Genomic DNA, 24,419 nt, shown 5'->3' with positions numbered 1-24,419 from the left:
TTGGTCGAAAGATCGGATCGTGGAACGGGCACTTAGTTCAATTTAATTAATTCTTATCCCGAGCTGAGGTTAGTTAATGTTCTCTCTATACCTCGCCTGACAGGAACATTGTGATCTCCAATATTGGTCCATTCAGTGTAAACTGTATATTTTCTAAATGAATTGTTTTTCTTATCAACAACATAACTAATTCCATTTTGAGTTATTTCATATGCATTTAAGGCTGCTGACTTTGTATTTTCTGCATCACAACCATGACAAGCTGTTAATTTGAATCCATCAGCATGACTGGTATTACTGTAAAATGTAGAAATCGCTAAAAGTGCGCCTAAAAAAATACTATTTAAAGTTAACTTCATATTTCATCCTTATAAATATTTCGGTTAATATCGCTCATAAAAAATACTAATATTCTATTTATGATTGTCAATGATAGTTCGATATTTAATCAATATATGTATAATTTACACTCGTACTTATATTATGAATAGTAGATAATAAGTATAATTTAACTTCCTAAAATTATAGAAATCAAAATTAATCCTATACCTACTAGCCACATAAAAAATGGAATTTTAGCTTCCTGCCAATATATGTATAAGAATATAATTGCAATCGGCGGGAAAAATAAGCAGCCCAACCCCCACAAGATACTTTGTCTAAACGCTGTAGCTACAATTATAATGACACCTGCAAGCGTAACTCCGTAACCTATATTTACCAAATATAATAAAATATCCAACATAGTGATCCTTGTTATTTCAGTTAATCATCCTTTTTAACCTTGCTATGGTTATGAAAAAATACTTATGCTCTTTTCATCATACATGTACTAATTTCACAAATACAAATTCAAAATTTTTATATAATAATTATTTTTTGCTTGCTGTTTATTTATCTAAATATAAAAAAACTTGGTAGGGGGGCTAACTTGTTAATTCGCCTCTTAAATTCACTTCCATCAAATGACACGTTTTCGCATAACTTAAATTTTGACTAAGCAAATAGTGAAGCTTAGTTAATGTTGCTTCTAATGTCATATCATGGCCACTAATAACACCTGCTTGATTCAGGGCATTGCCTGTTGCATAGCCTGACATATTAACCATACCTTTAATGCATTGACTACAATTAATCACCACAATTTCTTGCTGTTTCGCTTTAGTTAAACAAGCGAGCAGGGCGGGATCTTGTGGCGCATTGCCAACGCCATAACTTCTGATTATTAGAGCTTTTACTGGTTGCCTAATAACATTCTCTATAACATCGCTACTAATGCCTGGGTACAAATGCACAACACCAATGGGTTGAGGTGTAATATCGCGAACAATTACGGGAGGTGCATATACACATTGATCTGAAATTTTCCCCGCGATCACGTTAATATTAATACCCGCTTCAATTAATGGCGGCATATTCGGTGAATCAAAGGCATTAAAACCATCGGCATAAGCTTTTATTGAGCGGTTGCCGCGGTAAAGCTTATTATTAAAAAATAAACCCACTTCATTAATAGGGTAATTAGCTGCTATATACAGGGAGTTTAGCACATTAACCTGGCCATCAGAACGTAATTGACTAAGCGGTATTTGAGAGCCGGTGACAATAATGGGTTTGTTTAAATTTTCAAACATAAATGACAAGGCTGAACTAGTGTAAGCCATAGTATCCGTGCCATGTAATACAACAAAGCCATCATAATCATCATAATGTTTTTTTATATCATTAGCGATACGTTGCCAATCACTTGGTGTCATATTGGATGAATCAATTAACGGATGATATTCGTTAATGGTAAACTCTGGCATCTCCTCGCGATAAAACTCAGGTAATGCATGAATAGAGTCTGTTAAGTGACCTTTAACAGGAATATATCCTTGATCACTTTTTTTCATTCCAATTGTGCCACCAGTGTAGGCAACGTAGATTTTTTTCTTTTTAAGCATCATTATTGAACGTTACACGCTAAACATAAAGTATACATGCCTTGTGGATCATTAAATTGATTCATCTTGGTTATTTCCTTTTGCATTTGTTCAATAAATTGTGTCATTGGTTTTGCATTAACACTTTGTGGAGCTGATAAGTCGCTATCAAGCGGTAATAAAGTGTCGACAAACATAAATGATTGCGCTTCACCTATCATCTTTTGAAGAAACTTATCCCGTTCAGATACTTCTTTTTCAATTAATAACGTATCGTATTGTTCAATATTTGCTAAGTTAGCAGCAGCAATAATGGCATCGTTTAAATTACCTAATTCATCAACTAAGCCTAATTCTTTCGCTTTTGCACCTGACCAAACACGACCTTGAGCAATAGAATCTACTTGCGCTAAAGTCATGTCTCTATTTTCTGCTACTAAGGTAATAAAATCTTGGTAACCTTTATTGATAGAAAGTTGAAATAGCTGTGCCATACCTTCAGTTAATGGTCGAGTTGGACCAAAGCCCGCGATATCTGTTGTTCCGACACCATCAGTATAAACGCCTATCTTACTGAGTGAGTCTTCAAAGGTCATCATCATACCAAAAATACCAATAGAGCCAGTAATAGTAGCAGGAGAGGCATAAATTTTATTTGCAGGAGCTGATATCCAGTAACCACCTGAAGCAGCATAAGTACCCATTGAAGCAACAACAGGCTTACCCGCAAGTTTTAATAATTCGACTTCTTGACGAATTATTTCAGAAGCAAAAGCGCTACCACCAGGGCTATCAACACGCAGTACCACCGCTTTTACATTTTTATTTTCTCGTGCTTTACGTAATAAGGCTGCTGTTGAATCACCACCAATAGTTCCTGGCTTTTGCACACCATTTAAAATAGTACCTTTAGCAACTATTACGGCAACTTTATCTAATTGGGCAAGGGCGGTACTTTGATCAAAGGTTTTATCAAGATTTATAAGAGATAAGTAATCTTTAAAGCCAATATGACTATAGCTATCACCTTTTTTATTTTTACCAACCAGTTCAATTAATGCATCACGCATTTGAGTACGGGTTTTCAATTGATCAACCCAGTGATTATTCAGGGCATAATCAGCAAAACTGCCGTTGGCTTGTTCTATTTTTTTGACTAAATCTTCAATACTTTCATCAAAATTTTCAATATCAAAATCTCTTTGTTGTGCAACATCACTTTTATACTGAGTCCATAAATCATTTAGCCATAGTTCATTTGCTTCTTTTGCCGCGTCAGACATGTCGTCACGTAAGAAAGGCTCTACTGCTGATTTAAAAGTTCCAACACGAAAAATATGTTGGTTTATTGATAGCTTTTCTAACGCTGATTTAAAATACATGCCATATCTACCGTAACCTTCAAGTAACATATAGCCTTCGGTATTTAACCAAATATCATCAGCATAACTGGCAAGGTAATATTGATCTTGTGTATATTGATCACCTAGCGCAATAACTTTTTTACCTGAGTTTTTAAAGTCAACTAGTGCAGCACCAACATCTTGTAGTTTTGCTAAACCGGCTGAACCAAGTCCTTGTAACTGTAATACTAATATTTGCACCCGATCATCATTTTTAGCTTTGGTGATAACCTCGAGTAAATCTGAAAGTAAAACTTCAGGATTACCTTCTTTTTCACCTAGTGCTTCGACTAATAGAGTATCTAAAGGATTAACCTCTTTTTTTTGTTCTACTAAATCACCGGTCAAATTCAATACAAGCGCGGTATTATTCGGTACAGTGACACTCTTAGAGTCTGTGTTTAACATGGCTATTAGGCCGATAAAAAATACAATAAAAATAATATTAAGGACTACTGAGCGGGTAATCGTGAATACTCGCCAGAGGCTAGTGAAAATGGTTTTAAAAAAGTTAACTAAAGCGTTCATAAAAAATTATTCAAATAAAATTTAATAGGTAGCTATATATTACCTTAATCAAATAGCAAATAGACGATTAAGTGATAAATATATTAATATTTAACATGTACTTGATCTTGTTTAGACATATGAAGTGCTATGTATACAACGCTTGAATATATTTTATGGTTAATAAAAATAACGTTTGTCAGGGATATTCAAAAGTGGGGGATGAATAAGATTTAACTCTGTTGATGATTGTTTAGCGTTTAGTTACGTAAATGACGTCTTGAACGATAGTGATACATGAAAAAAGTATAAGTACATAAAGGAACTATAATCGCGGCGGCAAAACTCAAAAATAAACAAGTAATAGCTTTCGTAAATATTTTTTTAATCGTTATTAATAACATAAATTCCATTCTTATTTTTACGATGAAATAGGGGGCTTGGATAAATCATACGCTGATTTAGTCATTTAGTAAGAAAGGCTAGTTATTACACTAGCCTTTCTTTATCAGGCTATAATTTCTAAACCATATTCTTAAAGCTTTTAACTACGTCATTAGTATTTCAGTAGTTATTAACTTTAATCTATAGTTACAAAATTAACAGTCGGTATCTTCAGTATCCATTTTCTCTTTTGCGTCTTCACAGGCATCTTCGATAGCATTGCCTGTATCAGTGACTGCTTTTTGAATTTTGTCACCAGTATTCTTGGCAGCATCTTTGGTATTAGAAATCATATCATCAACTGTTTCGCCTGCTTCTTCTGCTTTATCATCACTACAGGCAGCTAAACTTAGTATTGCTGCAAATGAGATCGCCATTATTGAAAGTCTTTTATTGGTATTCATTTTGTACTCCTTAAAAATTTTAAAATAATTAAATTTGGGGATTTTTATTTTGTAATGCCATTATTATCAATAAGATGATGAGTAATACGACATAGGTACAAAAGTTAATGCTCAATCTAACATTATAGTTATCCTTAACTTAACGCTTAAAGATACTTATCTCTAATTATTGCAATTGTTGAGCCACCTGTTAACTTGTTGTATTTTAAACATTTTGTGTTGGGTTTTTATCTGTGCTAGCGAAGAGTAGGTAAATATTACAGGGTGCTTTGCAGTATTTGCACAATGTTAGTACTTTTGTTATCTATAAAAGTTGCGCATAGCGACAATTAAGCTTCATTAAAAAGCTGTTGTAACATTGTTAAATTAACGGGCTTGAGAAGAGAGCTGTTTGCGCCATTTTCGGTTATTACTTGTTTGGATACTTCATAACCACTAACAATAGTGATAATAGTATTAGGCAATTGCGTTTTTAATGATGAACTTAATTCAAGCCCGTTACCATCAGGTAAGTTCATATCGACTAAAATATGTTGCCAATCTATATCGGTTTTCACAATATTTTTAGCTTGTTCAGCATTGTTTGCTACTTGCACGTGTTTACCCATAGTACTCAGTAATAACGCAGTTATTTCAGCAGCATCAATATCATCTTCAATCAGTAACACGCGTTGATTAGGTTTGTTTTCTTTATCGTTTTGTGTTGTGGGCACAGATGATATTACTGACTTTGTCTGGTTAAGAGCAGAAATTTGAAGGTTTAATTGTTGTTGTATTTTTTTGTGTAATTCATATTTATCAATAGGTTTCGCTACTACATCATTAAAGCCCAACCCCTTGAGTTCTTTCCGCACACCTTTCATTGTTGCTGCAGTGATTGCAATTATTGGCGTATTGACATGCATTTCTCTTAATTGTTTTATTGTTCGCTTACCATCTAAAACCGGCATATGAATATCCATTAAGACGAGATCATATTTCGTGTTTTCTTTGTCTGCAGACACTATTTTAGTGATGGCTTGTTGACCATTATTAGCATAACTTACTTCTAACCCAAAAGATCGACACACATAGCCAAGTAATCGTCTAATATCGTCAATATCATCAACAATCAGTATTTTACCTGAAATTTTATTGAGAACTTCAGTAGACGATTTATAGTCACTACGTTTAAAAGTTAAATTTTTACGTTCTGTATCGGCTATTTTTCCTGGGTCGATACAAACCACAAACTTACTACCAACACCAACGTTAGATTCTACTGAAATATTACCGCCCATATACTTTAGTAATTCACTACAAATGGACAAGCCAAGCCCTGAGCCTTCTTCGTTCCGTGACACAATGTCTTGTACTTGTTCAAAAGGTTTAAAGATTGTTGCTAATAAACTATCAGGAATCCCCATACCCGTATCGGTTATAGCAAAATACAAACGCGGTTGTTCGAGTAACTCATCTAACCACACGTCAATATTCACCGTTCCTTGATTAGTAAACTTTATCGCATTATGAATAATATTGATCAATACTTGGCGTAATCTAAGCGAATCAGCATTGATTTCAAGTGGTAAGGCTGATTTAGCTGATAAGGTTAAATTGATACCTTTATCTTGGGCTGCCATCGACATTAGTGTATAAACGTCTGCAATAAAGCTCTCTAGGGAGATAGTTGTAGCATTCAGCTCAAACTTTCCGGCAGCAATTTTAGAAAGATCGAGTACATTATTGAGTAATCCTAATAAGTGATTACCGTTATCTAATATAGTGGTTAATTCGGGTTGTATTTTTTTATTACTATCATCGCTGAGTAATAATTCGGTGTACCCAAGTATTGAGGTCAGCGGTGTGCGTAATTCATGACTCAAGTGCGCTAAAAACTTATCTTTAGAGCGACTTCTTGCTTCAGCTTTTATTCGTTCAACCCGTTCGTTTTCAATATCTTTCCTTGCTAAAGCGTAACGTATTGCTCTGTTAAATCTAGCACTGTTGAGTTCAGATTTTACTAAGTAGTCAACGGCACCGGCATCCAATGCATTATTATCTAATTCAGTATCTGTTTGGCCGGTAAGCATAATAATTGGTACTGTGCAGCCATCACCACTGGTTTGTTTAAGCACTGATAAACCGTTTACTCCGCCTAATTGATAGTCAAGTAAGCAAATGTCGTGATTATTTTCTTTGAGCAACGCCAATGCTTCAATTGAGTTATCTACCCAATCAACGTTAAAGTGGTGGTTTGGCATTTGTTGAAGGTAATCTAGTGTGAGAATATAATCATCTTCATCATCTTCAACGAGCAAAATATGTTTAGTTAGCTTTGGCATAGCTTAATCATTGGCCTAATTTAATCATTGTTTGTCGTTGTACTATTTGACATTTTTTCTGATGATGGAAGTTCAACAAATTCTACCCAATACTTACCTAACGCTTTCATTAAATCAACTAGCCCTTCGAAATTAACAGGTTTAGTAATATAGGAGGCAGCACCAAGATCATAGCCTTTAACCATGTCTTCTTCCTGTTTTGATGTAGTTAAAATAACAACGGGTATGCTTCTTAGGTTAGGGTCAGCTTTAATTTCTTTTAATGCTTCCCGCCCATCTTTGCGTGGCATATTCAAATCTAGCAAGATAAGCCCGGGTCTTGGTGCGCTAACTTTATCTTGAAACTTACCAGTGTGAGTTAAGTATTCGATCAGTTCAACGCCATCTTCTACAAAATAAAGTTCATTTAACACGCGGCTTTCTATCAGTGCATCCTGTGTGAGTAGGCGATCATCGTCGTCATCATCCGCCATTAATATGATAATCGGTGTACTTTTTTTCATGTAATAATTTCCTTTAGCATTGATAAACTTATTTGATTACAGTTCATTGATCACATTTAAGTTATTAGGAGCAATATAATTTTGTGGAATACGGATAGTAAAACAAGTACCTTTTCCTATCTCACTTCTTACATCAATTGTACCACCATGGCGCTCAACAATACGTCGACAAACAGCTAAACCTATACCTGTTCCCTTGTAAGCTGATCTTGCATGAAGGCGTTGAAAGGGAACAAATATTTTATCTTCAAACTCTTGGTCAAAGCCAATACCATTATCGCGTACAGTAATAATATTCCAAAGAATGTCAGCATTTAGAATTGAATCAAATACTGACTCATGGCTATGGCTGATATTAATTTTTGGTATCTTGTTTTCTTGTCTAAACTTTATCGCATTACTGAGTAAGTTTAAAAAGAGCTGGTTTAGCTGTGATATATCACCATTAATTTCAGGTAAGTCTTGATACTCAATAATTGCTGAGCTTTCTTCAATAGATACTTCTAAGTCGTCAATAACGTCAGTGATAATTTGTGTCAGTGGTACTGCTGCAAAGGCTTTACCGCGGGTATTAATGCGCGAATATTCTAATAAATCGCTGATTAAATTTGACATACGTTCAGCAGCATTTCGCATACGTTCAATAAAGTCTAACCCTCTTTCATCTATTACTTCGTTATAATTAGAGGATAGCCTATCACCAAATGCTCTAATTTTACGCAAAGGCTCTTGAAGATCATGTGAAGCAACAAAAGCGAAGTCTTCTAATTCACGGTTACTACGTGCTAGCTCTTCAGAATAGATGGTTAACTCTTTGGTGCGTAGTTTAACTTTTTCAGTTAACTCTTCATTTTTAGCCTCTAAAGACTGGCGATGTCGTAACTCATTTCTATTATTGAGTCGTACTAATGCACCAAGCCCTAACAGCAATAAAAAACTGGTAATTGCGGACACATTAAAAGTAAATTTTGCTTCTGTTTTAATGGTTTCTAATTTTTTATATAAACTATTTCGGTATAATATTTCCCGAGATTTTACCTCATTAAACAGTTTTTCCATTTTCTTGTATAAGTCTTTACCACGGCCAGTCATCACAATAGAGACGGCACGTTTTTCTTTGTCGTCTAATGCTAGATCAACCGTTGCACTTAGCTCTATCATTTTCATTTCAACTAAGTTAGTTAACTCAGTAATTTTATTGGCTTGTATACCAATGTCGGACTTTAATGATTGAACCAATTTTATTTGTTTTAGTACGTGATCAATGGCGTTTTGGTATGGTTGTAAAAAATCTTCGTTTTCGGTAAGTAAATATCCACGTTGGCCTGTTTCGGCAGAGAGCACTAAGTTATGAAGTTTATCTAAACTAAGAATTATTTCACCAGTATTAGCCATACTTTTTTGCGCTACTGATAAGTCATCAATGGTTTTTATTGATAGCATTACATTGATCACAATAACGATACTGACAATAGAGAATACTATACTCCATGAGACTTTTTTGTTTGCTAATAATCTTTCAATGTAGAACATTATAAATAACTTGCCTTAGCTTTTAGCTGTTTCTAATAGTTGCTCAAGTGTATGACTACAGTCTTGGCATGAAACAAGAATTTTGTTTGCGGCCTCTATTGCTTTTTCAGGTGGCATGTCATTTTCAAGTACTAATTTAATAAGCTCTGCCTGCATAGAGATTCTATTTAATGGACCTCGGGCGTCATGAACGAGTTGATTTAAATCAGGTTGCGCTGATTGTATATTACTTCCATCATCTTTCATTGCTGGTTCCTCCAAGCTATCTTTAGTTCAATTAATATTATTCTTCAAATTCTCCGTAGGCATGTAAACGGTTATATAAAGTTTTCGTGCTAATGCCTAGCATTTTTGCAGCAAGTGATTTATTACCATCAACATCATCAAGCGTTACTTTAATTAACTCTCGCTCTACATCTTCAATAGTTCGACCTGCACTTAAATTATGTTGTTTTTCTGTGATAGACGAGAAGGGCGAACGAAAGTCTTTTGGTAAAGCTAAACTGTTACTGTCGGGATCAGACATAATAAAAGCACGATGAATCGCGTGTCGCATTTCCCTAATATTTCCTGGCCAGTCGTAGTCAGTTAATCGTTGAATTTGTTCGGCACTCCATTCATAGCTACGGTTATATTCTTCGTTTAATTCTTCTAGAAACACTCTGGCCAATAACGGAATATCTTCTTTTCGTTTTCTTAGCGGTGGAATGTTAATAGGAAAAACAGCCAGTCTGAAATAAATATCTTCTCTTAACACTTTATTTTGTGCTATTTCTTCAATAGAGCGGTTAGTGGCAGAAATAACTCGGCAGTTTACTTCAATCTCTTTTGTTCCACCTAAAGGGGTTATTTTATTACTTTCGAGTACGCGTAATAAGTTTGGTTGCATATCAATGGGCATTTCCGTTATTTCATCTAAAAATAATGTACCATTACCGGCACGTAAAAATACGCCATCTTTTTTGGTAATTGCGCCAGTAAATGCGCCTTTTTCATGCCCAAATAGTTCACTAGCGATTAAGTCTTTTGCTAATGCGCCACAGTTAGTTGCAACCAATTCAGCATCGTTTTTTGTTGTTAAATTACTTGCGCTATGAATAGCTTGCGCCACTAACTCTTTACCTACGCCACTTTCACCTAATAACATCACATTTGCTTTGGTTAGCGCAATACGAGATATCATAGTATACATTTCTTGCATCACGGCCGATTCACCAATAAGGCAATCAAAATGTTTTTTAGCTAGTGTGCTGTTATGCTTTGTTTCGCTAGTTTGCTTTGACTGGCGTGTTAAGGCTTGCTCTAGGTCTTCACGTTGTATGGGTTTAGCAATATAGTTAACTTTAGGTCCGCATAAGCCAGCTAGTAAGCCTTTAACTAAAGGGTGCCCAGTAATTAGAGTAATATAAGGGGTATCGTTTGATTTTTTAATGTGATCTATTAGGTGTAAGCCACTACCATCTGGCAGCATAAAATCTAAAAGAATGTGATCAAACGTATTGTTTTCTAGCCATTCATAGGCTTCTTCCAGACAACTAGCGATACTAATATCATGGCCTAAAAACTCAATTATTTGACAGGCAATTTCAGTAAACTCGGTATCATCATCTACCAATAATACTTTTAACACATTAACTCCTTAACTTTATTTAAGACTAGTATAAGCTCATTATATTTGTCTTACTCTTTTAATTTCAGAGCTTTATTGTTTATGTTTACGTATTTCAAGTGTTTTCACTATTAAATACAAGCATTATTATCATTTAGTGTAATATTTCTGCCGGACCTATCTACTCTATGATTAAAAATTCCAACAGTGTAACTATTACCAATGTATCAGTAATAGTTACACTGTTTGCTTGATGATTTTGTTGAGTGTTTATATTTATTCATTATATTTCAATGCGTTAAAGTTTGGCATCAAACTCGCAATAGTACTAATGAACTTTTAACAGGAGAACAAATATGAAAAATACAACTCTTTCAATTATTATCGCGACTGCTATTAGTACAGCTTCTTTAAATGTTAGTGCAGAAAACACTTGGAAAGATAATGCTAAAGATGCATGGATAGATGGAAAAGCTGAATCTACACTGCTATTTAACGGCAATTTAAATTCTTTCGATATTAATACCGACGTTAAAAACGGTACCGTTATTCTAACAGGTAAAGTGAAAAACTCTGTCGACAAAGCTTTAGCAGAAGAGCTGGTAGCTTCTCTTGAAGGTGTCACCAAAGTTAATAATATGTTATCGGTTATTGATGATAATAATACACAAGGAAAAGATGTTGAGATAATGCAAAATCTCAAGGACTCTAAAGTGGAAACAGTGGTTAAAACAAGGTTGTTGTTTGAATCACAGATCAGTGGATTAGACATCGAAGTAGAAGTTGATAAGGGCGTTGTTACGCTGGAAGGTAATGTAGCATCGGAATCAGAGCGTGATCTAGCTGTTGCCATCGCAATGAATACAAATGATGTTACCAATGTTGTTAATAAACTTGTTTTAAAAGAGTTAGTAGCAAGTAACTAAACATTTTTAAACAGTTTAACCGCGCCTAAGTTGGCGCGGCTTTATCAAGTAACAAGGACAGGACATTGCCATTATGAACTTTTCAAATATTAAGTTACCTAAACTTTTTCGCTCTAACAAACCTATTGAAGCTAATATACCGGTAATAAATCAATTTAACTGGTTTGAGCGCGATGATACCAATATAGATGAATGTTCAGATCATTCTAGAATAACCTATTTGTCAGGAATTGATATTAACGCTCCTTTGCCAACTGAGCAAAATAGTAGTTAAGGAAAATAACAAAATAAATCAGCTGCTTATTGATGATTGTTGTTTACTCTTTATCCATTACATTATTTCTAAGTATAATTTTTTTTTGTTGATATTTAACAACAAAAATCTCCCCCCAGTGATACATAGCCAATCCAGATATTACTAATAGTGCACCAACAATTAATTGGCTATGAATCACTTCATTATTTAGTACTGCGCCTAAACTTAAGGCGATAACAGGTGTAATTAATGTAATTAAGGCAACGGTACTTGCTGTTAATCTTTGCAATACAAAAAAATAAGCGACAAAGCCAATTAATGAACCGAATATACCTAGATATAATGTTGCCCATATTGATCTTGGCTCCCATTGGTCGGTATCAAGACTACCATCCAAAAAAAGCCAATTGATAATAAATAAAGGCATAGATAAAGCCAGTGCGCCAACGGTTGTTGCCATAGGGTGAATAGCTAATGACACACTTTTAACTAATACACTGCTTAAACTAAATAAAAATACGGCGATTAAAACAAATATAAAACCATAAATACTGTCAGAACTTAATGATAAATTATTGGCGCAGACTAAACCTAACCCAGCAAAAGAAAGTGCCATAGATAACTTTCTTAACACTGATATTTTAGGCTCTGCAAGTATCCTTCGTGCTAGGATAGCTGAGAAAGCTGGGGCTAAACCAAAAACTAATGATAAAACTCCTGAAGATAAATACCCCGCCGCAAGATAAGAGAATGACATACCACCAAATATTCCTAACGCAGAAAAAGCATATAAACGTACCGCTTTTGGGTGCCAAGGAAATGCTATTTTCCTGGTAACTATAATAAGGCCACCTAACACTACTGCGATCAGCATGCGTAAAAGAACAGCCATAGTAGGATTGATTGATTCACTACTCCAAACGATAGCTAAGGGGGTAGTAGACCAGATTAACAAAACTACCATATAGGCAATAGACACTTGCATTTGACGCTCCTTTTTATTATTTCTTGTTGATTACAGTGTCTTTTACGGAATGTTTTATTTATCACAATAAAAGTTGGAATATAAAAAAGCCGCAAAAGAGGATTTCTGCGGCTTGAATATTATGGTTAACTAAACTATCTATTATTAACTTGAACGCTCCGCATAATTTGGCCACAGTCGAATAACCTGACTTTGCCAACATCGCGTTAACAAAATTAAGTTTTGATTGAGCACCAAGGCTTGCTTTGTATGAAAAACGTTCATTATGGTAATTACTTATTTAATTTTTAAAATATATTTATTAGGTATTAAACCGTCATCATGTATTAAACATGTCATTTAGAACCTTACTATTACAAAGCGCTTTAAATAAGATTCCGTATTAAGTAACCTATGAAATGTCAAATGGCTTAAACTTAATAGGTAAATTATAGTGCTGTTGCTTACGTGTTAAGTCAAGCAATAATACAAAGAGTAAATGATTTATTTTATTGAATAAAGTCGTGCGTAAAAGAAATGGTCGTTATACACTTAACTATCGTTTACCAACTTATATATTTTATTTATGAAAGGCATTGAATTACTGTTACAGCGTCAGTCTAACCCTTTAGTTACTTCACCTGCACCAGATAAGCAAGCATTAGAACAAATTTTAGCCGCAGGTATGCGTGTTCCTGATCATGCTTGTTTGAAACCTTGGCACTTTACGGTAATAACCGATGACGGATTACAGCGTTTAAGCGATTTATTTGTTGCTAGCAGTGATCAACAAACGGCTAACCTTGAAAAAATTGCAAAAATGCCATTTCGAGCGCCAATGGTAATTGTCATTAGCTCAGAGTTTACTCAACATGAAAAAGTACCGACTAAGGAGCAACTAATAACTGCTGGCTGCTGTGCTCATGCAATGCAAATGGCAGCTTATACTTTAGGATTTGGGGCAATATGGCGTACAGGTGAACTAGCCTCTAATGAACAAGTAAAACAGGGCTTAGGTGTTAATAAAGAAGATGAAATTATAGGTTTTTTATATATTGGAACACCTTGTAAAGAACAAGGACTGAAAGCCAGTAAGAGTTTTGAAGAAAAAGTAACTTATTGGAAATAAATGTAGGTTGTACTTTAATACGACATGATTCTTGTTTAACAAGATATCGACATAAATAGTCGGAATAAATTCCAACCTACATTATTAATAGCTACTAGAACGAAGCGTTATTCGGTGTTCTTGGGAACGGAATAACGTCACGTACGTTTTGCATACCAGTAGCATAAGCAACTAAACGTTCAAAACCTAAGCCGAAACCTGAATGTGGTACAGTGCCGTAACGACGAAGATCACGATACCAACTATAATCAGCAGTATCTAAGCCCATTTCTTCTAAACGACTATCTAAGACATCAAGACGTTCTTCACGTTGGCTACCACCAATAATTTCACCAATGCCAGGTGCTAAAATGTCCATCGCGGCAACAGTTTTTCCGTCATCATTTAATCGCATATAGAAAGACTTAATATCTTTCGGGTAGTTTTGTAAAACAACAGGGCCATTAAAGTGTTCTTCAGCTAAGAAACGTTCATGCTCTGAGTTTAAATCTACACCCCAAGAAACAGGATTTTCAAATGTTTTACCACAGTTTTCTAAAATAGTAATAGCATCGGTATAATCTAAACGAACAAAATCTGTTTCGATAACAGAGGTTAATCTTTCAATAACTGTTTTATCTACACGTTGTTGGAAGAAGGCCATATCATCAGCACGTTCATCTAACACAGCTTTTAATACGTATTTAAGCATTTCTTCTGCTAAATCGGCAGCATCTGATAAATTAGCAAATGCGATTTCAGGTTCTACCATCCAAAACTCGGCTAAGTGACGAGAAGTGTTAGAGTTTTCTGCTCTAAATGTTGGGCCAAATGTATACACTTTTGATAACGCGTTACAATAAGTTTCAACGTTTAATTGGCCAGAAACGGTTAAAAAGGTTTCTTTACCAAAAAAGTCTTTATTGTAATCTACTGTACCAGCGTCATTGCGTGGTAAGTTTTCCATATCTAAAGTACTAACACGGAACATCTCGCCGGCGCCTTCACAATCACTACCGGTAATAAGTGGTGTACTGATCCAAAAGTAACCTTTACTGTGTAAAAATCTATGGATAGCTTGGGCTAAACAGTTACGAACACGTGTTACAGCACCACCAATATTTGTACGTGGGCGTAGATGCGCTTGTTCACGTAAAAATTCAATACTATGGCGTTTAGCAGCCATTGGATAAGTATCAGGATCTTCAACAAATCCTAGTACTTCCACTGCTGTTGCTTGAACTTCAAAAGATTGACCTTTACCCGGTGATTCAACTAATATACCCGTAACTTTAACAGCACAGCCCGTAGTTAGCTTAAGAACATCATCTTGATAATTATTAAGATCACTCGGTACGATAGCTTGAATTGCATCAAAGCATGATCCGTCATGAACTGCTAAAAAAGAAATACCTGCTTTTGAATCACGGCGAGTTCTAATCCAACCATGTACGGTGATAGTTTCATTAACAGGATATTTGCCTGCTAATACATCAGTAATTGCTATAACTGACATGTAATGACCTCTTATATTGTATCAAATGTACTGAATTTTTTAAGGTGGTTATGTTACCGTGACTATTATGTTTAACAAGTAAAACTTACTAAATTAATAAACTATATTTCAAAAAAATAATAATATTGGCTAAAAAAGTAGAAACATGATGAAAATAGAGCAAAGACGACCAATAAAAGAACGTAGAAAGTCGGCTGACTTTTGGTACTCATTAGCAAGAACATTAACGGCTTGTAGTTGGCTTGCTTTTTTTTTCTCAGTGATTATTTCTTTTTTCGTTGCCCCCGAAACAGATTATGGCGTTTTACGTTACCATGATATTGAAGTGCGACAGTTTTGGTTAACACCGTTAACAGGATATTTATATCTTGTTATCTGGTTTAGTGCTGCGGGAATTTATACATCTACGTTAATAGATAAATACCGAAGTAGAAGGCGTAGTGATAATACAAATTATAGTGCTTATTTCCTGTTAATTATTAACTTATTATGGCTATTAATAATTCTACAACACATTTTAACGACCAAGAATAGTGTTTTTTGAATCATGTTATAACTGATTTTATATCAGTATTTGCTCTTTCGGGAGAGCCATAAACATTGAAATAAATTAACCTTCCAAAAATGTTAACTCAGTTATGAATAATATGCTTATTATTTGCACGGATGTCAATGTAAATGGTTGGCGTGTATTGACAAGCAAGAGGCGCCGACTAGACTATTCGCTAATTTAATTAGATGTAATCGAGTAATCATGTCAAAAGTAATTCTTCCTGCTACTTCAGAAAATAATGACAACCTTCGCCATCATTGGACTGTAACAGAGGTTCAAGCACTATTTGATCTTCCTTTTAATGATTTAATGTTTAAAGCACAAACGGTTCATCGACAACATTTTAATGCAAATGAAGTTCAAGTTAGTACGTTATTATCAATTAAAACTGGTGCTTGTCCTGAAGATTGTAAATATTGTTCACAGAGTGCGCGTAATAAAACAAATTTAGAAAAAGAGCGTTTACTTGAGTTAGAAAAAGTACTTGAAGCCGCAGCAAAAGCTAAGGAAATGGGGTCAACGCGTTTTTGTATGGGGGCTGCTTGGCGAAATCCTAAAGCTCGAGATATGCCAATAGTGTTAGAGATGATTAAAGGAGTTAAGGCCTTAGGATTAGAATCTTGTATGACTCTAGGTATGTTAGATAAAGCGCAAGCAAAACAACTACAAGATGCTGGACTTGACTATTACAATCACAACCTTGATACATCACCAGAGCATTATGATCAAATTATCACCACACGTACTTATCAAGATAGGCTAGACACATTAGAACATGTACGTAGTGCAGGTATGAAAGTTTGCAGTGGCGGTATTGTTGGTTTAGGAGAAAGTGCGACTGATAGATGCTCACTATTAGTACAATTAGCAAATTTACCCCAGCAGCCAGAAAGTGTGCCAATTAACATGTTGGTCAAAGTAGAAGGGACGCCACTAGCAGATGTTGATGATTTAGAAAGTTTTGATTTTATTCGCTGTATTGCAGTTGCACGTATCATGATGCCAAAATCACATGTACGTCTGTCTGCAGGACGAGCCGAAATGAATGAGCAAATGCAATCTTTATGTTTCCTAGCGGGGGCTAACTCAATATTTTATGGTTGTAAGTTACTAACTACTCAAAATCCGGAAACAGATCAAGATTCACTATTATTTAGCAAACTCGGTATCAATACTGAAATAATTACTGATGAAAGCGTATCACAAGAGCTCGCCCTTAAAACATCTTTGGTTAATGACCAATATAAAGATTTATTCTACGAAGCAAACTGTTGATTAAAATCTTTGTCGCCCTATGAAAATTAACAAGTAAATAGGTACAACAATAACAACTTCATTAATTAAGTGAACAATTTTATATGTAAAAAACGGGCAACTTCATCGTTATTATAACCAGTAGAAATGATCACATAGCAAGTTAGGTTGGAATAAGAGGTTTTTTTATATTTATAAAACTTCAGAAAATAAAGCTTATCTACCTTTTAATAAATTTAAATGATAATTATTCTCTAGTGGCTTTGCTGTAAATGTGGCATTATTTTGTTCCCTTGAACAATATAGTACTTACTCGAACAACGATATAGGTAGTCAAAGTCATTATCATGGCAAATGCTATTATGCTATTTCAACGGTAGTAACGACCATATTTTCAATTGGGTTATGACAGTCATAAAAGTATTGTTGTGTAGTTCTAGATGAAAATATAAAGATAATAATATTGCGCGGTTAAAGGTGGGTTATTTAATATAAATTTTCCTATAAATGATTTCAACCACCATTAATTTGGTTACGTGTTACTCGTTCGTCATGTTTTTATTATCTAGTATATCAATAAGTTAAAGTAAAAATTAAACAGGCCGTTAAGTAAATGAGCATAACAAAGTTAAATAATAAAAATAAAATAAAAATAGCGGAGAGTTTTGGCTCCGCTAGTAAGTCTTATGATATTTCAGCTAGGTTACAACGTTTTTCTGGAAAACATTTAATGCCTTGGTTACCCAAAAAAAGTGCACTTACCGTACTTGATTTAGGCTCAGGCACAGGTTTTTTTACTGATGTATTAGCATCATCCTATGACCAAGTTATAGGGTTAGATTTTTCTAAAAAAATGCTTGAGTTTGCAAAAAGTTGTCGAAATGAAAATATAGTTTGGCTTGAAGCCGATGCACATAAAGTTCCCTTACAAAACGAAACTGTCGACTTTATATATTCTAATTTAGTGCTGCAATGGTGTCAGCCGCTTGATATTGCCATTAAAGAAATGTTAAGAGTACTTAAACCAGGTGGCACCATTGTTTTTACTACCTTAGTTGATGGTACATTACACGAGTTAAAATCATCATGGAAAAAAGTAGATGATGATCAACATGTTATTGATTTTAAGACAGAAGAGCAGCTTGACCAATATTTTAATACATCACACTCAAATATCGTGGCGCACAAATGCCAAGATGTTACGCTTGATTATAAAAATGTTATTCATTTAGCGAGGGAGCTAAAAGGCTTAGGGGCCAATCATTTACCCAAAAAGAAGAATCGAGGCTTGTCAGGTAAAGATAAGTGGTTTGCTATGACAGAGCATTATAAAGATTTTCTTAAACCTAATAATATTTACCCAGCAACCTATCGTTTATATTCAGGCTTGGTTGTTAAGTTAAGTAGTTAACATAATTATATTTCCCCATCGACAAAGATAAAATATTAATAAACTGGCGGAAAGGGTAGGTGAGTGCTTTAAAAGGTTAGTTCATCATAATACTTAATAAACTCAACATTATTGTTTTCCTAACTCTATTAAACAAGCACTGGCTATAAAGCCTGAACGGGTTTTGTAGTGTGAACTTTTACTTACCCGTTCATCAATTTGTTTTATCAATAATTCAGGTAGCGTAACATTAATTTTGTGACTTTTTCCTAAATATGCACTGATATCAATATCCACAATAGCCCAAAAAGCTTGAGAATATGTATGTGGATTGTCGAGAGCATATTGCTGTCTATGTTTTTCTATGCTTAAAGCTGACGGGATTTTTTCCCCATATTCAGCAAGAATAGCCAAATGACTTTTAATGCTTTGCCTTATTTTTTCTAATCCTAAATCAATAGATTCTACACTAACACTACAACCGGGTAGGTCTGGCACTGTTACCTGATATAATGCCGAATTTTGTAAATTAGCAAAAACAACAACATATTTCATTTTTCATTCCTTGTACAATTTTTGATCGTTAATTAAACATAACTCTTGTAACCCTAAAGGTCAATAACTACACAACCCCAATAACCCTAAACTAGTATTGTTAAATAACCCTGATAACCCTATTTACCTCACTATTGATAACCCTGATAACTCCGCGGTATAAAAAGTGAACGTTTACTCTCATTTTAAACGACTATTGAAAAGAATAAAAAATAATCGAATAAGTAAATTTAGCTTTTAATTTAGTTATTCGACTATTCGTTAAACTGAATCACTATTTATAACGCTAGAGTTATAAATAGTGTGGCAGATTAGAAAATTGATCCTTATAATGAAGTAATATAGATGGGGTTTAATAATCTCAAATCGAAAAATTTATTGGTTATATTCTACATATAATCCTAACGATTTCTCGGTAATAAATTTTAAAAGTGACCAAGTATTGATTAGGAAAAGTTATGAAAGAATTGATTCATGCAAATCCAGATTTATTAATTACTGTTGTTGGCATTGGTGGCTGTGGTTGTAATACCGTTAATATGCTGTATGAAAATAACTTAGCTAGCAGTGTTAATTTAATTGCCATTAATACAGACTTAGCTGCGCTCAACTCTCTGCAAGTAGAAAATAAAATATTAATTGGAGAAGATCTGACTAAAGGTTATGGCGCAGGTTCGAATCCAGATGTTGGTTTAAAAGCAGCACAAGAAAGTGAGGGCTTATTACTCAATGCTATTAAAGGAAGCGATATTATTATTATCACTGCTGGATTTGGTGGTGGTACAGGTACCGGAGCAAGTCCGTTAGTTGCAAGAATAGCGCGAGAACTGAATATTAATTGTTTGGCAATTGTTACTCTACCTTTTGAATCTGAAGGTGAATTACGTATGGACTTCGCCTTACAAGGCATCGCAGAAATTAAAGCGCCTATTCATGCTTATATCACTTTATCTAATGATCTATTGCTAAAAGGGTTAGGGGAAAGTGTTGGTTTATTTTCAGCTTTTAATCAAAGTAATGAAGTACTCAAAAATTTACTTGTCTCGTTAGTGCAAATGTTAACTGAAACTGGCTATGTGAATGTTGATAAAAATGACTTTTCCAGTATTCTTTCCTATGAAGGCGAATCAATTTTAGGTGTGGGTAAAGCCGATAGCGAAGAGCTAGCTTATGAAGCTCTGGATCAGGCTTTAAATAATCCGCTTGTTTCTATCGCGAATATAGACACAGCTAAAGGAATAATTTTTCAGCTATTTTGTAAATCTGAGCCTAAGCTCTCGACTTACAATGGCTTAATTGATCACATCAGAGAAAAAATCACCAATAAATCTGTACTGATAGTACCAGGAGTCACTTTAGATCCTAATCTTTCTTCAGAAATAGAAATTTTAATTGTTGCTTCAGGTATTGACTCTAATGTTGATAAACAAATAAACACTGAAGCATCAACAAGTATAAAAGAGGATTATCTTGATGAAAGTCTAACTTTTATTGATTCAAATGAAGAAGTTGATACAGATATACCTGCTATAACACGTAAGTTAATGGCTAATAGAGCATTAGACATAAATAATATTTAAATCTAATAGAGTTTATTTTATTAAGCGACATTAAATTCGTAATATTCGTATTCTACATGTTATTTTGAATAGCCAATTATGCTACGAATACTTTTATATAAAGGATTTAATCTAACATACATCTTTCGATATACATCGCGATAAAGCTCATCATATATTGCTTTGTTTTCTGCTATTGGTGTGAAAACATCACCACCATGGGTCATTTTTTCTACAGCACTTTGATAATTCTCAAACAAGCCAATACCAACTGCTGCATTGATTGCAGCTCCTAAGCCTGATGTTTCATATGTATGCGGTCGTTGCGCCGGCATACCAAAAATATCTGCAGTAATTTGCATAGCTTCATCACTTTGTGAGCCGCCACCAGAGACCATTAACTTAGTTATTTTAACCTTTGATCGCTTTTCTGATAATTCTTTTCCTTCACGTAAGGCATAACCTATGCCTTCAATTATTGCTCGATAAATATGCGCCCGAGTATGAACATCGCTAAACCCAATCATTGCTCCTTTTGCTTCAGGACCTGGTGTTTTTATACCGGGATTCCAATATGGCTGTAAAATGAGCCCCATAGACCCTGCGGGTACTTGCTTGAGTAGATCATCAAATAAGCTTTCTACCATAATGCCTTGGTAGTCAGCAATTTGTTGCTCTTTTAAACCAAACTCACGTTTAAACCAACTGACCATCCAATATCCGCGCTGGACAATAATTTCGGTATTATAATTATCTGGCATTGCTGCAGGGTAAGCAGGTAACCGTTTGATTGCTTCGACATATTTATTATTTGTGGTGTTATAAGTCGCAGTGGTGCCGTAGCTTAAACTGCCAACATTAGGAGTTAAGCAGCCAGAGCCTAATACTTCACACGCCTTATCTGAGCCTGCTGAAATAAGTGGTAGGCCTTTTGGCATACCAGTATCAATTGCCGCTTGTTCAGAAATTTTACCTAATTCATCACCACAAGGAATTAATGTTGGCAACATACTTTTAGTAATCGGCAGTGCTTGCCAGCGCCAATCTAATGATACTGACCAACGATGCTTTCTAAAATTAAAGGGAAGGTAACCAACTTGGCTTGAGACAGAATCAACATAGTTTCCTGTTAATTTAAAACTATGAAAACCTGACAGTAGCATAAACTTATGTGTTTTTTGCCAAATATCAGGTTGTTGATGTTTAATCCAATTGGCTTCAGCCTGACTTCTAAAATACGCAACGGTATTTTTTTCACCTGCCAAGTTAAAAAGAGCTCGCCAGTACCAACTCATTTTATCTAAGGTTTTTTGTTCTCGTTGATCTAACCACACAACTGCTGGTCTTAAAGGTAAGCCATTAGCGTCTAGATTAACCATAGTCGCTCGTTGACACGTAAGTGCAGCAGCTTTAATTTGTGATTTTTTAATCGCTAATTCATCAAGCTTGGGCCAAAGTTCATGACAAGCCTTTGTTAGCATTTGCCAATAATAATTAGGCTCTTGCTCAGCCCAACCGGGTTGCTTTGAAAAGTAAGGTTCAATATCAACCTTACTTTTAGCCACTAATTGTCCATCAAGGTCAAATAACAAAGCACGAATACTTTGTGTGCCGTTATCAAGCGCTAAAATGTACTTTTCAGTTAAATGATTACTCAATAGCTCATTACTCGATAGGTAATTACTTAATAAGCTGCTTAGTTAGCCAAAGCCCAATATCATTTAATTGCTCTGGTACAACACTATGCGGCATTTGATAGGTTTTCCATTGCGTATTATAGCCATTATTTTTCATTAATTCGTTTGCCATTTTACCAGAAGATAACGGAACCACATTATCTTGTTCACCGTGATGTTGTAAAATTGCTGTTGTTTTGTTGGCTGCACTTAATTCACTTGGTAATTGATCTTTTATTGGTAAATAACATGACAAAGCAAGTATACCCGCTAATTTATGTTCAAACCGTAAGCCGGTAAACAAACTCATCACACCGCCTTGACTAAAACCGGCTAAAACAATATTACTTGCAGCAATACCATTATCTATTTGTTCATTGATTAATGCACGCACTAGGGCTTCAGATATAAGAACACCAGTCATGTCAGCTCTATTATGCAAATTGTTATTATTAATATCGTACCAAGAAGGCATAACAAAACCATTATTAATGGTAACTGGCTGCTTTGGTGCATTAGGAAAAACAAATCGTATACTATGGTCTTTAGGCAGGTTTAATACAGGTACCACAGGTGCAAAACCGGCGCCTGAATCACCTAAACCATGTAACCAAATAACACACGCTGTCGCCGGTGTATTAGGTTCAACTGTAATACGATCTAACAAGGTTGGTTGCTTATTCATTATTGTCCATTCTGTTTAATACTATGTTTATTATGCCAGCTAATATACGCTAATTCTTTTTAGAATAGGAGGTTATAATGAGTAAAAGTGAAGGGGTGTCATGTCGTTCTCATTAAAGAAATGGAAAATTTATTGTAATTCACTTAGATACCTACTGATGTGAGTAGCAACCTGAAATAAGCCTTAAGCTTTATTATTGTGAAAATAAAATAATCGCGTTAGAGTTGTTTAGTTAGAATTATTCAACGCAATTATAAACTAATAAGACAAGCTCGAATTATTCTACACACCACTGCGTAAAATTAGTGTTAATTTTTATTTTGAATCAATTTAAATATGGGGAAGATATCATGCCAAAATTTGTAATAGAAAGAGAAATTGAAGGTGCTGGAAAGCTAAGCGGAGATGATTTACAAGGGATTTCTCAAAAATCTTGTTGTGTATTAGAAGAACTCGGATCTAAAGTTCAATGGGTACATAGTTATGTGACCGATGATAAAATTTATTGTGTATACATTGCACCTGATGCTGAGTCAGTGAAAAAACATGCGGATATGGGGGGATTTCCTGCTAATTCAATTTCACAAGTGAGAGCGATAATCGATCCTACAACATCAGAATAATCACGCTTAGCGATAGCGTAATATTGATGATAATAGTTGGCTTGTAAATCTTAACGATTAGCTAACTATTATTATCTGTTCGTCATTAAACCAAATTAAACTTATTATAAACTCATGCACAGGTAAATAATGTTTATCTACAAGCCTTATCTCTATCAACATTTTCTATAAAATTGGGTACGCTCTCTCTGGTACTACGTTTTTCATAACAATTGTTGAAATTAAGCGTTGCACACCTGGTATCGCAGATAGTTTTTCATCATAAAGCTTTTGGTACTCAGGAAGATCCTCCGAAACCACATGAAGCAAATTGGTTAACAAAAGGAACATGTGTTAGTGGACTAAATCCAAAAGTTTTTTACTTTTTCATGTGTTATTACCTCAGTTTACCGATTCAACAGCATCATGGTCGATATCAATTCAAATTATTGTCTTAGGGTTAATTCATATTTTTAGCTCTGCAATCGTATATTTACTTGTCGGTTTTGGTTCACAAGCAGTATTAAAATCAAGACCGTTGACGGCCAAAATTGTGAGTAGAGTGTCAGGTTTATTATTAAGTGAACAATTTTTTACTAGGTAGTACCTAGTTATTCACTGTTTTTATGAAAAAAATAAGCTACTAATCTAAAAAAAAATATTTTACTATGAAATTTATTGATAGATAACACGCTCTTAGATAAAACTATAAAAATAAATCTA

At 34.6% G+C, this 24,419-nt stretch carries 25 protein-coding genes; 9 read left to right on the top strand and 16 right to left on the bottom strand.

Annotated features, from left to right (window positions below; translation table 11 throughout):
- Positions 1–53: 53 nt before the first annotated feature.
- From Q4496_RS12250 to Q4496_RS12205, 10 genes are all read right to left on the bottom strand, one after another.
- Entirely contained in the window at positions 54–359 is a 306-nt protein-coding gene (locus Q4496_RS12250; protein WP_303610525.1) for a hypothetical protein, read from the bottom strand.
- A 149-nt stretch (positions 360–508) separates the two neighbouring features.
- Entirely contained in the window at positions 509–745 is a 237-nt protein-coding gene (locus tag Q4496_RS12245; protein WP_303610524.1) for a hypothetical protein, read from the bottom strand.
- 181 nt (positions 746–926) lie between these two features.
- Entirely contained in the window at positions 927–1,946 is a 1,020-nt protein-coding gene (gene ansA / locus Q4496_RS12240) for an asparaginase (protein WP_215974136.1), read from the bottom strand.
- A gap of 2 nt (positions 1,947–1,948) precedes the next feature.
- The gene (gene sppA / locus Q4496_RS12235) at positions 1,949–3,856 is read right to left on the bottom strand and encodes a signal peptide peptidase SppA (RefSeq protein ID WP_303601590.1); all 1,908 of its coding nucleotides are present in this window, start codon (positions 3,854–3,856) and stop codon (positions 1,949–1,951) included.
- Positions 3,857–4,434: 578 nt separating this feature from the next.
- Positions 4,435–4,683, bottom strand: a complete 249-nt coding sequence (locus Q4496_RS12230) for a hypothetical protein (RefSeq protein WP_215974110.1) — start codon at positions 4,681–4,683, stop codon at positions 4,435–4,437.
- 329 nt (positions 4,684–5,012) lie between these two features.
- Positions 5,013–7,007 (bottom strand): response regulator, encoded by a 1,995-nt coding sequence (locus tag Q4496_RS12225; protein WP_215974109.1) that lies wholly within the window; start codon positions 7,005–7,007, stop codon positions 5,013–5,015.
- Positions 7,008–7,027: 20 nt separating this feature from the next.
- Positions 7,028–7,510: a response regulator gene (locus tag Q4496_RS12220; protein WP_303610523.1), complete on the bottom strand. Its 483-nt coding sequence runs from the start codon at positions 7,508–7,510 to the stop codon at positions 7,028–7,030.
- A 36-nt stretch (positions 7,511–7,546) separates the two neighbouring features.
- A complete protein-coding gene (locus Q4496_RS12215; protein ID WP_303610522.1) occupies positions 7,547–9,043 on the bottom strand; it encodes an ATP-binding protein in 1,497 nt (498 codons plus the stop codon).
- Positions 9,044–9,058: 15 nt separating this feature from the next.
- A complete protein-coding gene (locus Q4496_RS12210) occupies positions 9,059–9,289 on the bottom strand; it encodes a histidine kinase (protein ID WP_215974106.1) in 231 nt (76 codons plus the stop codon).
- A gap of 37 nt (positions 9,290–9,326) precedes the next feature.
- Positions 9,327–10,673, bottom strand: a complete 1,347-nt coding sequence (locus tag Q4496_RS12205; protein WP_215974105.1) for a sigma-54 dependent transcriptional regulator — start codon at positions 10,671–10,673, stop codon at positions 9,327–9,329.
- Positions 10,674–11,008: 335 nt separating this feature from the next.
- Between Q4496_RS12205 and Q4496_RS12200 the strand changes: the two genes are divergently transcribed.
- Together Q4496_RS12200 and Q4496_RS12195 are read left to right on the top strand one after the other, a co-directional pair.
- Entirely contained in the window at positions 11,009–11,578 is a 570-nt protein-coding gene (locus Q4496_RS12200) for a BON domain-containing protein (protein ID WP_215974104.1), read from the top strand.
- A 73-nt stretch (positions 11,579–11,651) separates the two neighbouring features.
- Positions 11,652–11,852 (top strand): hypothetical protein, encoded by a 201-nt coding sequence (locus tag Q4496_RS12195; RefSeq protein ID WP_215974103.1) that lies wholly within the window; start codon positions 11,652–11,654, stop codon positions 11,850–11,852.
- Between the two features lie 43 nt (positions 11,853–11,895).
- On the opposite strand, the gene Q4496_RS12190 is transcribed toward Q4496_RS12195, so the two are convergent.
- Positions 11,896–12,819 (bottom strand): DMT family transporter, encoded by a 924-nt coding sequence (locus tag Q4496_RS12190; RefSeq protein ID WP_215974102.1) that lies wholly within the window; start codon positions 12,817–12,819, stop codon positions 11,896–11,898.
- A 565-nt stretch (positions 12,820–13,384) separates the two neighbouring features.
- Here Q4496_RS12190 and Q4496_RS12185 point away from each other — a divergent pair.
- On the top strand, positions 13,385–13,927 hold the full coding sequence (locus Q4496_RS12185) for an NAD(P)H nitroreductase (protein ID WP_303601585.1): 543 nt from the start codon (positions 13,385–13,387) through the stop codon (positions 13,925–13,927).
- A 94-nt stretch (positions 13,928–14,021) separates the two neighbouring features.
- On the opposite strand, the gene asnS is transcribed toward Q4496_RS12185, so the two are convergent.
- Positions 14,022–15,422: an asparagine--tRNA ligase gene (gene asnS, locus Q4496_RS12180; RefSeq protein WP_215974100.1), complete on the bottom strand. Its 1,401-nt coding sequence runs from the start codon at positions 15,420–15,422 to the stop codon at positions 14,022–14,024.
- A gap of 145 nt (positions 15,423–15,567) precedes the next feature.
- Here asnS and Q4496_RS12175 point away from each other — a divergent pair, with 145 nt between their 5' ends.
- The 3 genes from Q4496_RS12175 to bioC all read left to right on the top strand — a co-directional run bounded on the left by Q4496_RS12175 (position 15,568) and on the right by bioC (position 18,640).
- On the top strand, positions 15,568–15,966 hold the full coding sequence (locus Q4496_RS12175; protein ID WP_215974099.1) for a hypothetical protein: 399 nt from the start codon (positions 15,568–15,570) through the stop codon (positions 15,964–15,966).
- Positions 15,967–16,176: 210 nt separating this feature from the next.
- A complete protein-coding gene (gene bioB / locus Q4496_RS12170; protein WP_303601583.1) occupies positions 16,177–17,250 on the top strand; it encodes a biotin synthase BioB in 1,074 nt (357 codons plus the stop codon).
- Between the two features lie 592 nt (positions 17,251–17,842).
- Positions 17,843–18,640, top strand: a complete 798-nt coding sequence (gene bioC, locus Q4496_RS12165; RefSeq protein ID WP_215974097.1) for a malonyl-ACP O-methyltransferase BioC — start codon at positions 17,843–17,845, stop codon at positions 18,638–18,640.
- Between the two features lie 108 nt (positions 18,641–18,748).
- On the opposite strand, the gene Q4496_RS12160 is transcribed toward bioC, so the two are convergent.
- Positions 18,749–19,174 (bottom strand): type II toxin-antitoxin system HicB family antitoxin, encoded by a 426-nt coding sequence (locus tag Q4496_RS12160; protein ID WP_215974096.1) that lies wholly within the window; start codon positions 19,172–19,174, stop codon positions 18,749–18,751.
- Positions 19,175–19,632: 458 nt separating this feature from the next.
- Here Q4496_RS12160 and Q4496_RS12155 point away from each other — a divergent pair, with 458 nt between their 5' ends.
- On the top strand, positions 19,633–20,754 hold the full coding sequence (locus Q4496_RS12155) for a cell division protein FtsZ (protein WP_215974095.1): 1,122 nt from the start codon (positions 19,633–19,635) through the stop codon (positions 20,752–20,754).
- 59 nt (positions 20,755–20,813) lie between these two features.
- Here Q4496_RS12155 and Q4496_RS12150 read toward each other — a convergent pair whose 3' ends face one another.
- Entirely contained in the window at positions 20,814–22,391 is a 1,578-nt protein-coding gene (locus Q4496_RS12150) for an FGGY-family carbohydrate kinase (protein WP_215974094.1), read from the bottom strand.
- Between the two features lie 22 nt (positions 22,392–22,413).
- Entirely contained in the window at positions 22,414–23,094 is a 681-nt protein-coding gene (locus Q4496_RS12145) for an alpha/beta hydrolase (protein ID WP_215974093.1), read from the bottom strand.
- A gap of 350 nt (positions 23,095–23,444) precedes the next feature.
- On the opposite strand from Q4496_RS12145, the gene Q4496_RS12140 reads away from it, so the two are divergent.
- The gene (locus tag Q4496_RS12140) at positions 23,445–23,717 is read left to right on the top strand and encodes a DUF4242 domain-containing protein (RefSeq protein ID WP_215974092.1); all 273 of its coding nucleotides are present in this window, start codon (positions 23,445–23,447) and stop codon (positions 23,715–23,717) included.
- A gap of 165 nt (positions 23,718–23,882) precedes the next feature.
- Here Q4496_RS12140 and Q4496_RS12135 read toward each other — a convergent pair whose 3' ends face one another.
- A complete protein-coding gene (locus tag Q4496_RS12135; RefSeq protein WP_215974091.1) occupies positions 23,883–24,047 on the bottom strand; it encodes an Lrp/AsnC ligand binding domain-containing protein in 165 nt (54 codons plus the stop codon).
- A 40-nt stretch (positions 24,048–24,087) separates the two neighbouring features.
- Between Q4496_RS12135 and Q4496_RS12130 the strand changes: the two genes are divergently transcribed.
- Positions 24,088–24,300, top strand: a complete 213-nt coding sequence (locus Q4496_RS12130; protein ID WP_303610521.1) for a hypothetical protein — start codon at positions 24,088–24,090, stop codon at positions 24,298–24,300.
- Positions 24,301–24,419 lie beyond the last annotated feature (119 nt).

The sequence above is a fragment of the Colwellia sp. 5_MG-2023 genome (assembly GCF_030547795.1).
In the GTDB taxonomy this organism is placed as follows: domain Bacteria; phylum Pseudomonadota; class Gammaproteobacteria; order Enterobacterales; family Alteromonadaceae; genus Colwellia.
The sequence above is the reverse complement of the archived record's forward strand: the minus strand, read 5'-3'. Positions and strand labels throughout refer to the sequence as shown.

What these genes read in the sequence shown, in the direction of transcription:
- Q4496_RS12250 (WP_303610525.1), bottom strand. Translation starts at nt 359, where the DNA reads ATGAAGTTAACTTTAAATAGTATTTTTTTAGGCGCACTTTTAGCGATT.
- Q4496_RS12245 (WP_303610524.1), bottom strand. Translation starts at nt 745, where the DNA reads ATGTTGGATATTTTATTATATTTGGTAAATATAGGTTACGGAGTTACG.
- ansA (WP_215974136.1), bottom strand. Translation starts at nt 1,946, where the DNA reads ATGCTTAAAAAGAAAAAAATCTACGTTGCCTACACTGGTGGCACAATT.
- sppA (WP_303601590.1), bottom strand. Translation starts at nt 3,856, where the DNA reads ATGAACGCTTTAGTTAACTTTTTTAAAACCATTTTCACTAGCCTCTGG.
- Q4496_RS12230 (WP_215974110.1), bottom strand. Translation starts at nt 4,683, where the DNA reads ATGAATACCAATAAAAGACTTTCAATAATGGCGATCTCATTTGCAGCA.
- Q4496_RS12225 (WP_215974109.1), bottom strand. Translation starts at nt 7,007, where the DNA reads ATGCCAAAGCTAACTAAACATATTTTGCTCGTTGAAGATGATGAAGAT.
- Q4496_RS12220 (WP_303610523.1), bottom strand. Translation starts at nt 7,510, where the DNA reads ATGAAAAAAAGTACACCGATTATCATATTAATGGCGGATGATGACGAC.
- Q4496_RS12215 (WP_303610522.1), bottom strand. Translation starts at nt 9,043, where the DNA reads ATGTTCTACATTGAAAGATTATTAGCAAACAAAAAAGTCTCATGGAGT.
- Q4496_RS12210 (WP_215974106.1), bottom strand. Translation starts at nt 9,289, where the DNA reads ATGAAAGATGATGGAAGTAATATACAATCAGCGCAACCTGATTTAAAT.
- Q4496_RS12200 (WP_215974104.1), top strand. Translation starts at nt 11,009, where the DNA reads ATGAAAAATACAACTCTTTCAATTATTATCGCGACTGCTATTAGTACA.
- Q4496_RS12195 (WP_215974103.1), top strand. Translation starts at nt 11,652, where the DNA reads ATGAACTTTTCAAATATTAAGTTACCTAAACTTTTTCGCTCTAACAAA.
- Q4496_RS12190 (WP_215974102.1), bottom strand. Translation starts at nt 12,819, where the DNA reads ATGCAAGTGTCTATTGCCTATATGGTAGTTTTGTTAATCTGGTCTACT.
- Q4496_RS12185 (WP_303601585.1), top strand. Translation starts at nt 13,385, where the DNA reads ATGAAAGGCATTGAATTACTGTTACAGCGTCAGTCTAACCCTTTAGTT.
- asnS (WP_215974100.1), bottom strand. Translation starts at nt 15,422, where the DNA reads ATGTCAGTTATAGCAATTACTGATGTATTAGCAGGCAAATATCCTGTT.
- Q4496_RS12175 (WP_215974099.1), top strand. Translation starts at nt 15,568, where the DNA reads ATGATGAAAATAGAGCAAAGACGACCAATAAAAGAACGTAGAAAGTCG.
- bioB (WP_303601583.1), top strand. Translation starts at nt 16,177, where the DNA reads ATGTCAAAAGTAATTCTTCCTGCTACTTCAGAAAATAATGACAACCTT.
- bioC (WP_215974097.1), top strand. Translation starts at nt 17,843, where the DNA reads ATGAGCATAACAAAGTTAAATAATAAAAATAAAATAAAAATAGCGGAG.
- Q4496_RS12160 (WP_215974096.1), bottom strand. Translation starts at nt 19,174, where the DNA reads ATGAAATATGTTGTTGTTTTTGCTAATTTACAAAATTCGGCATTATAT.
- Q4496_RS12155 (WP_215974095.1), top strand. Translation starts at nt 19,633, where the DNA reads ATGAAAGAATTGATTCATGCAAATCCAGATTTATTAATTACTGTTGTT.
- Q4496_RS12145 (WP_215974093.1), bottom strand. Translation starts at nt 23,094, where the DNA reads ATGAATAAGCAACCAACCTTGTTAGATCGTATTACAGTTGAACCTAAT.
- Q4496_RS12140 (WP_215974092.1), top strand. Translation starts at nt 23,445, where the DNA reads ATGCCAAAATTTGTAATAGAAAGAGAAATTGAAGGTGCTGGAAAGCTA.
- Q4496_RS12135 (WP_215974091.1), bottom strand. Translation starts at nt 24,047, where the DNA reads ATGTTCCTTTTGTTAACCAATTTGCTTCATGTGGTTTCGGAGGATCTT.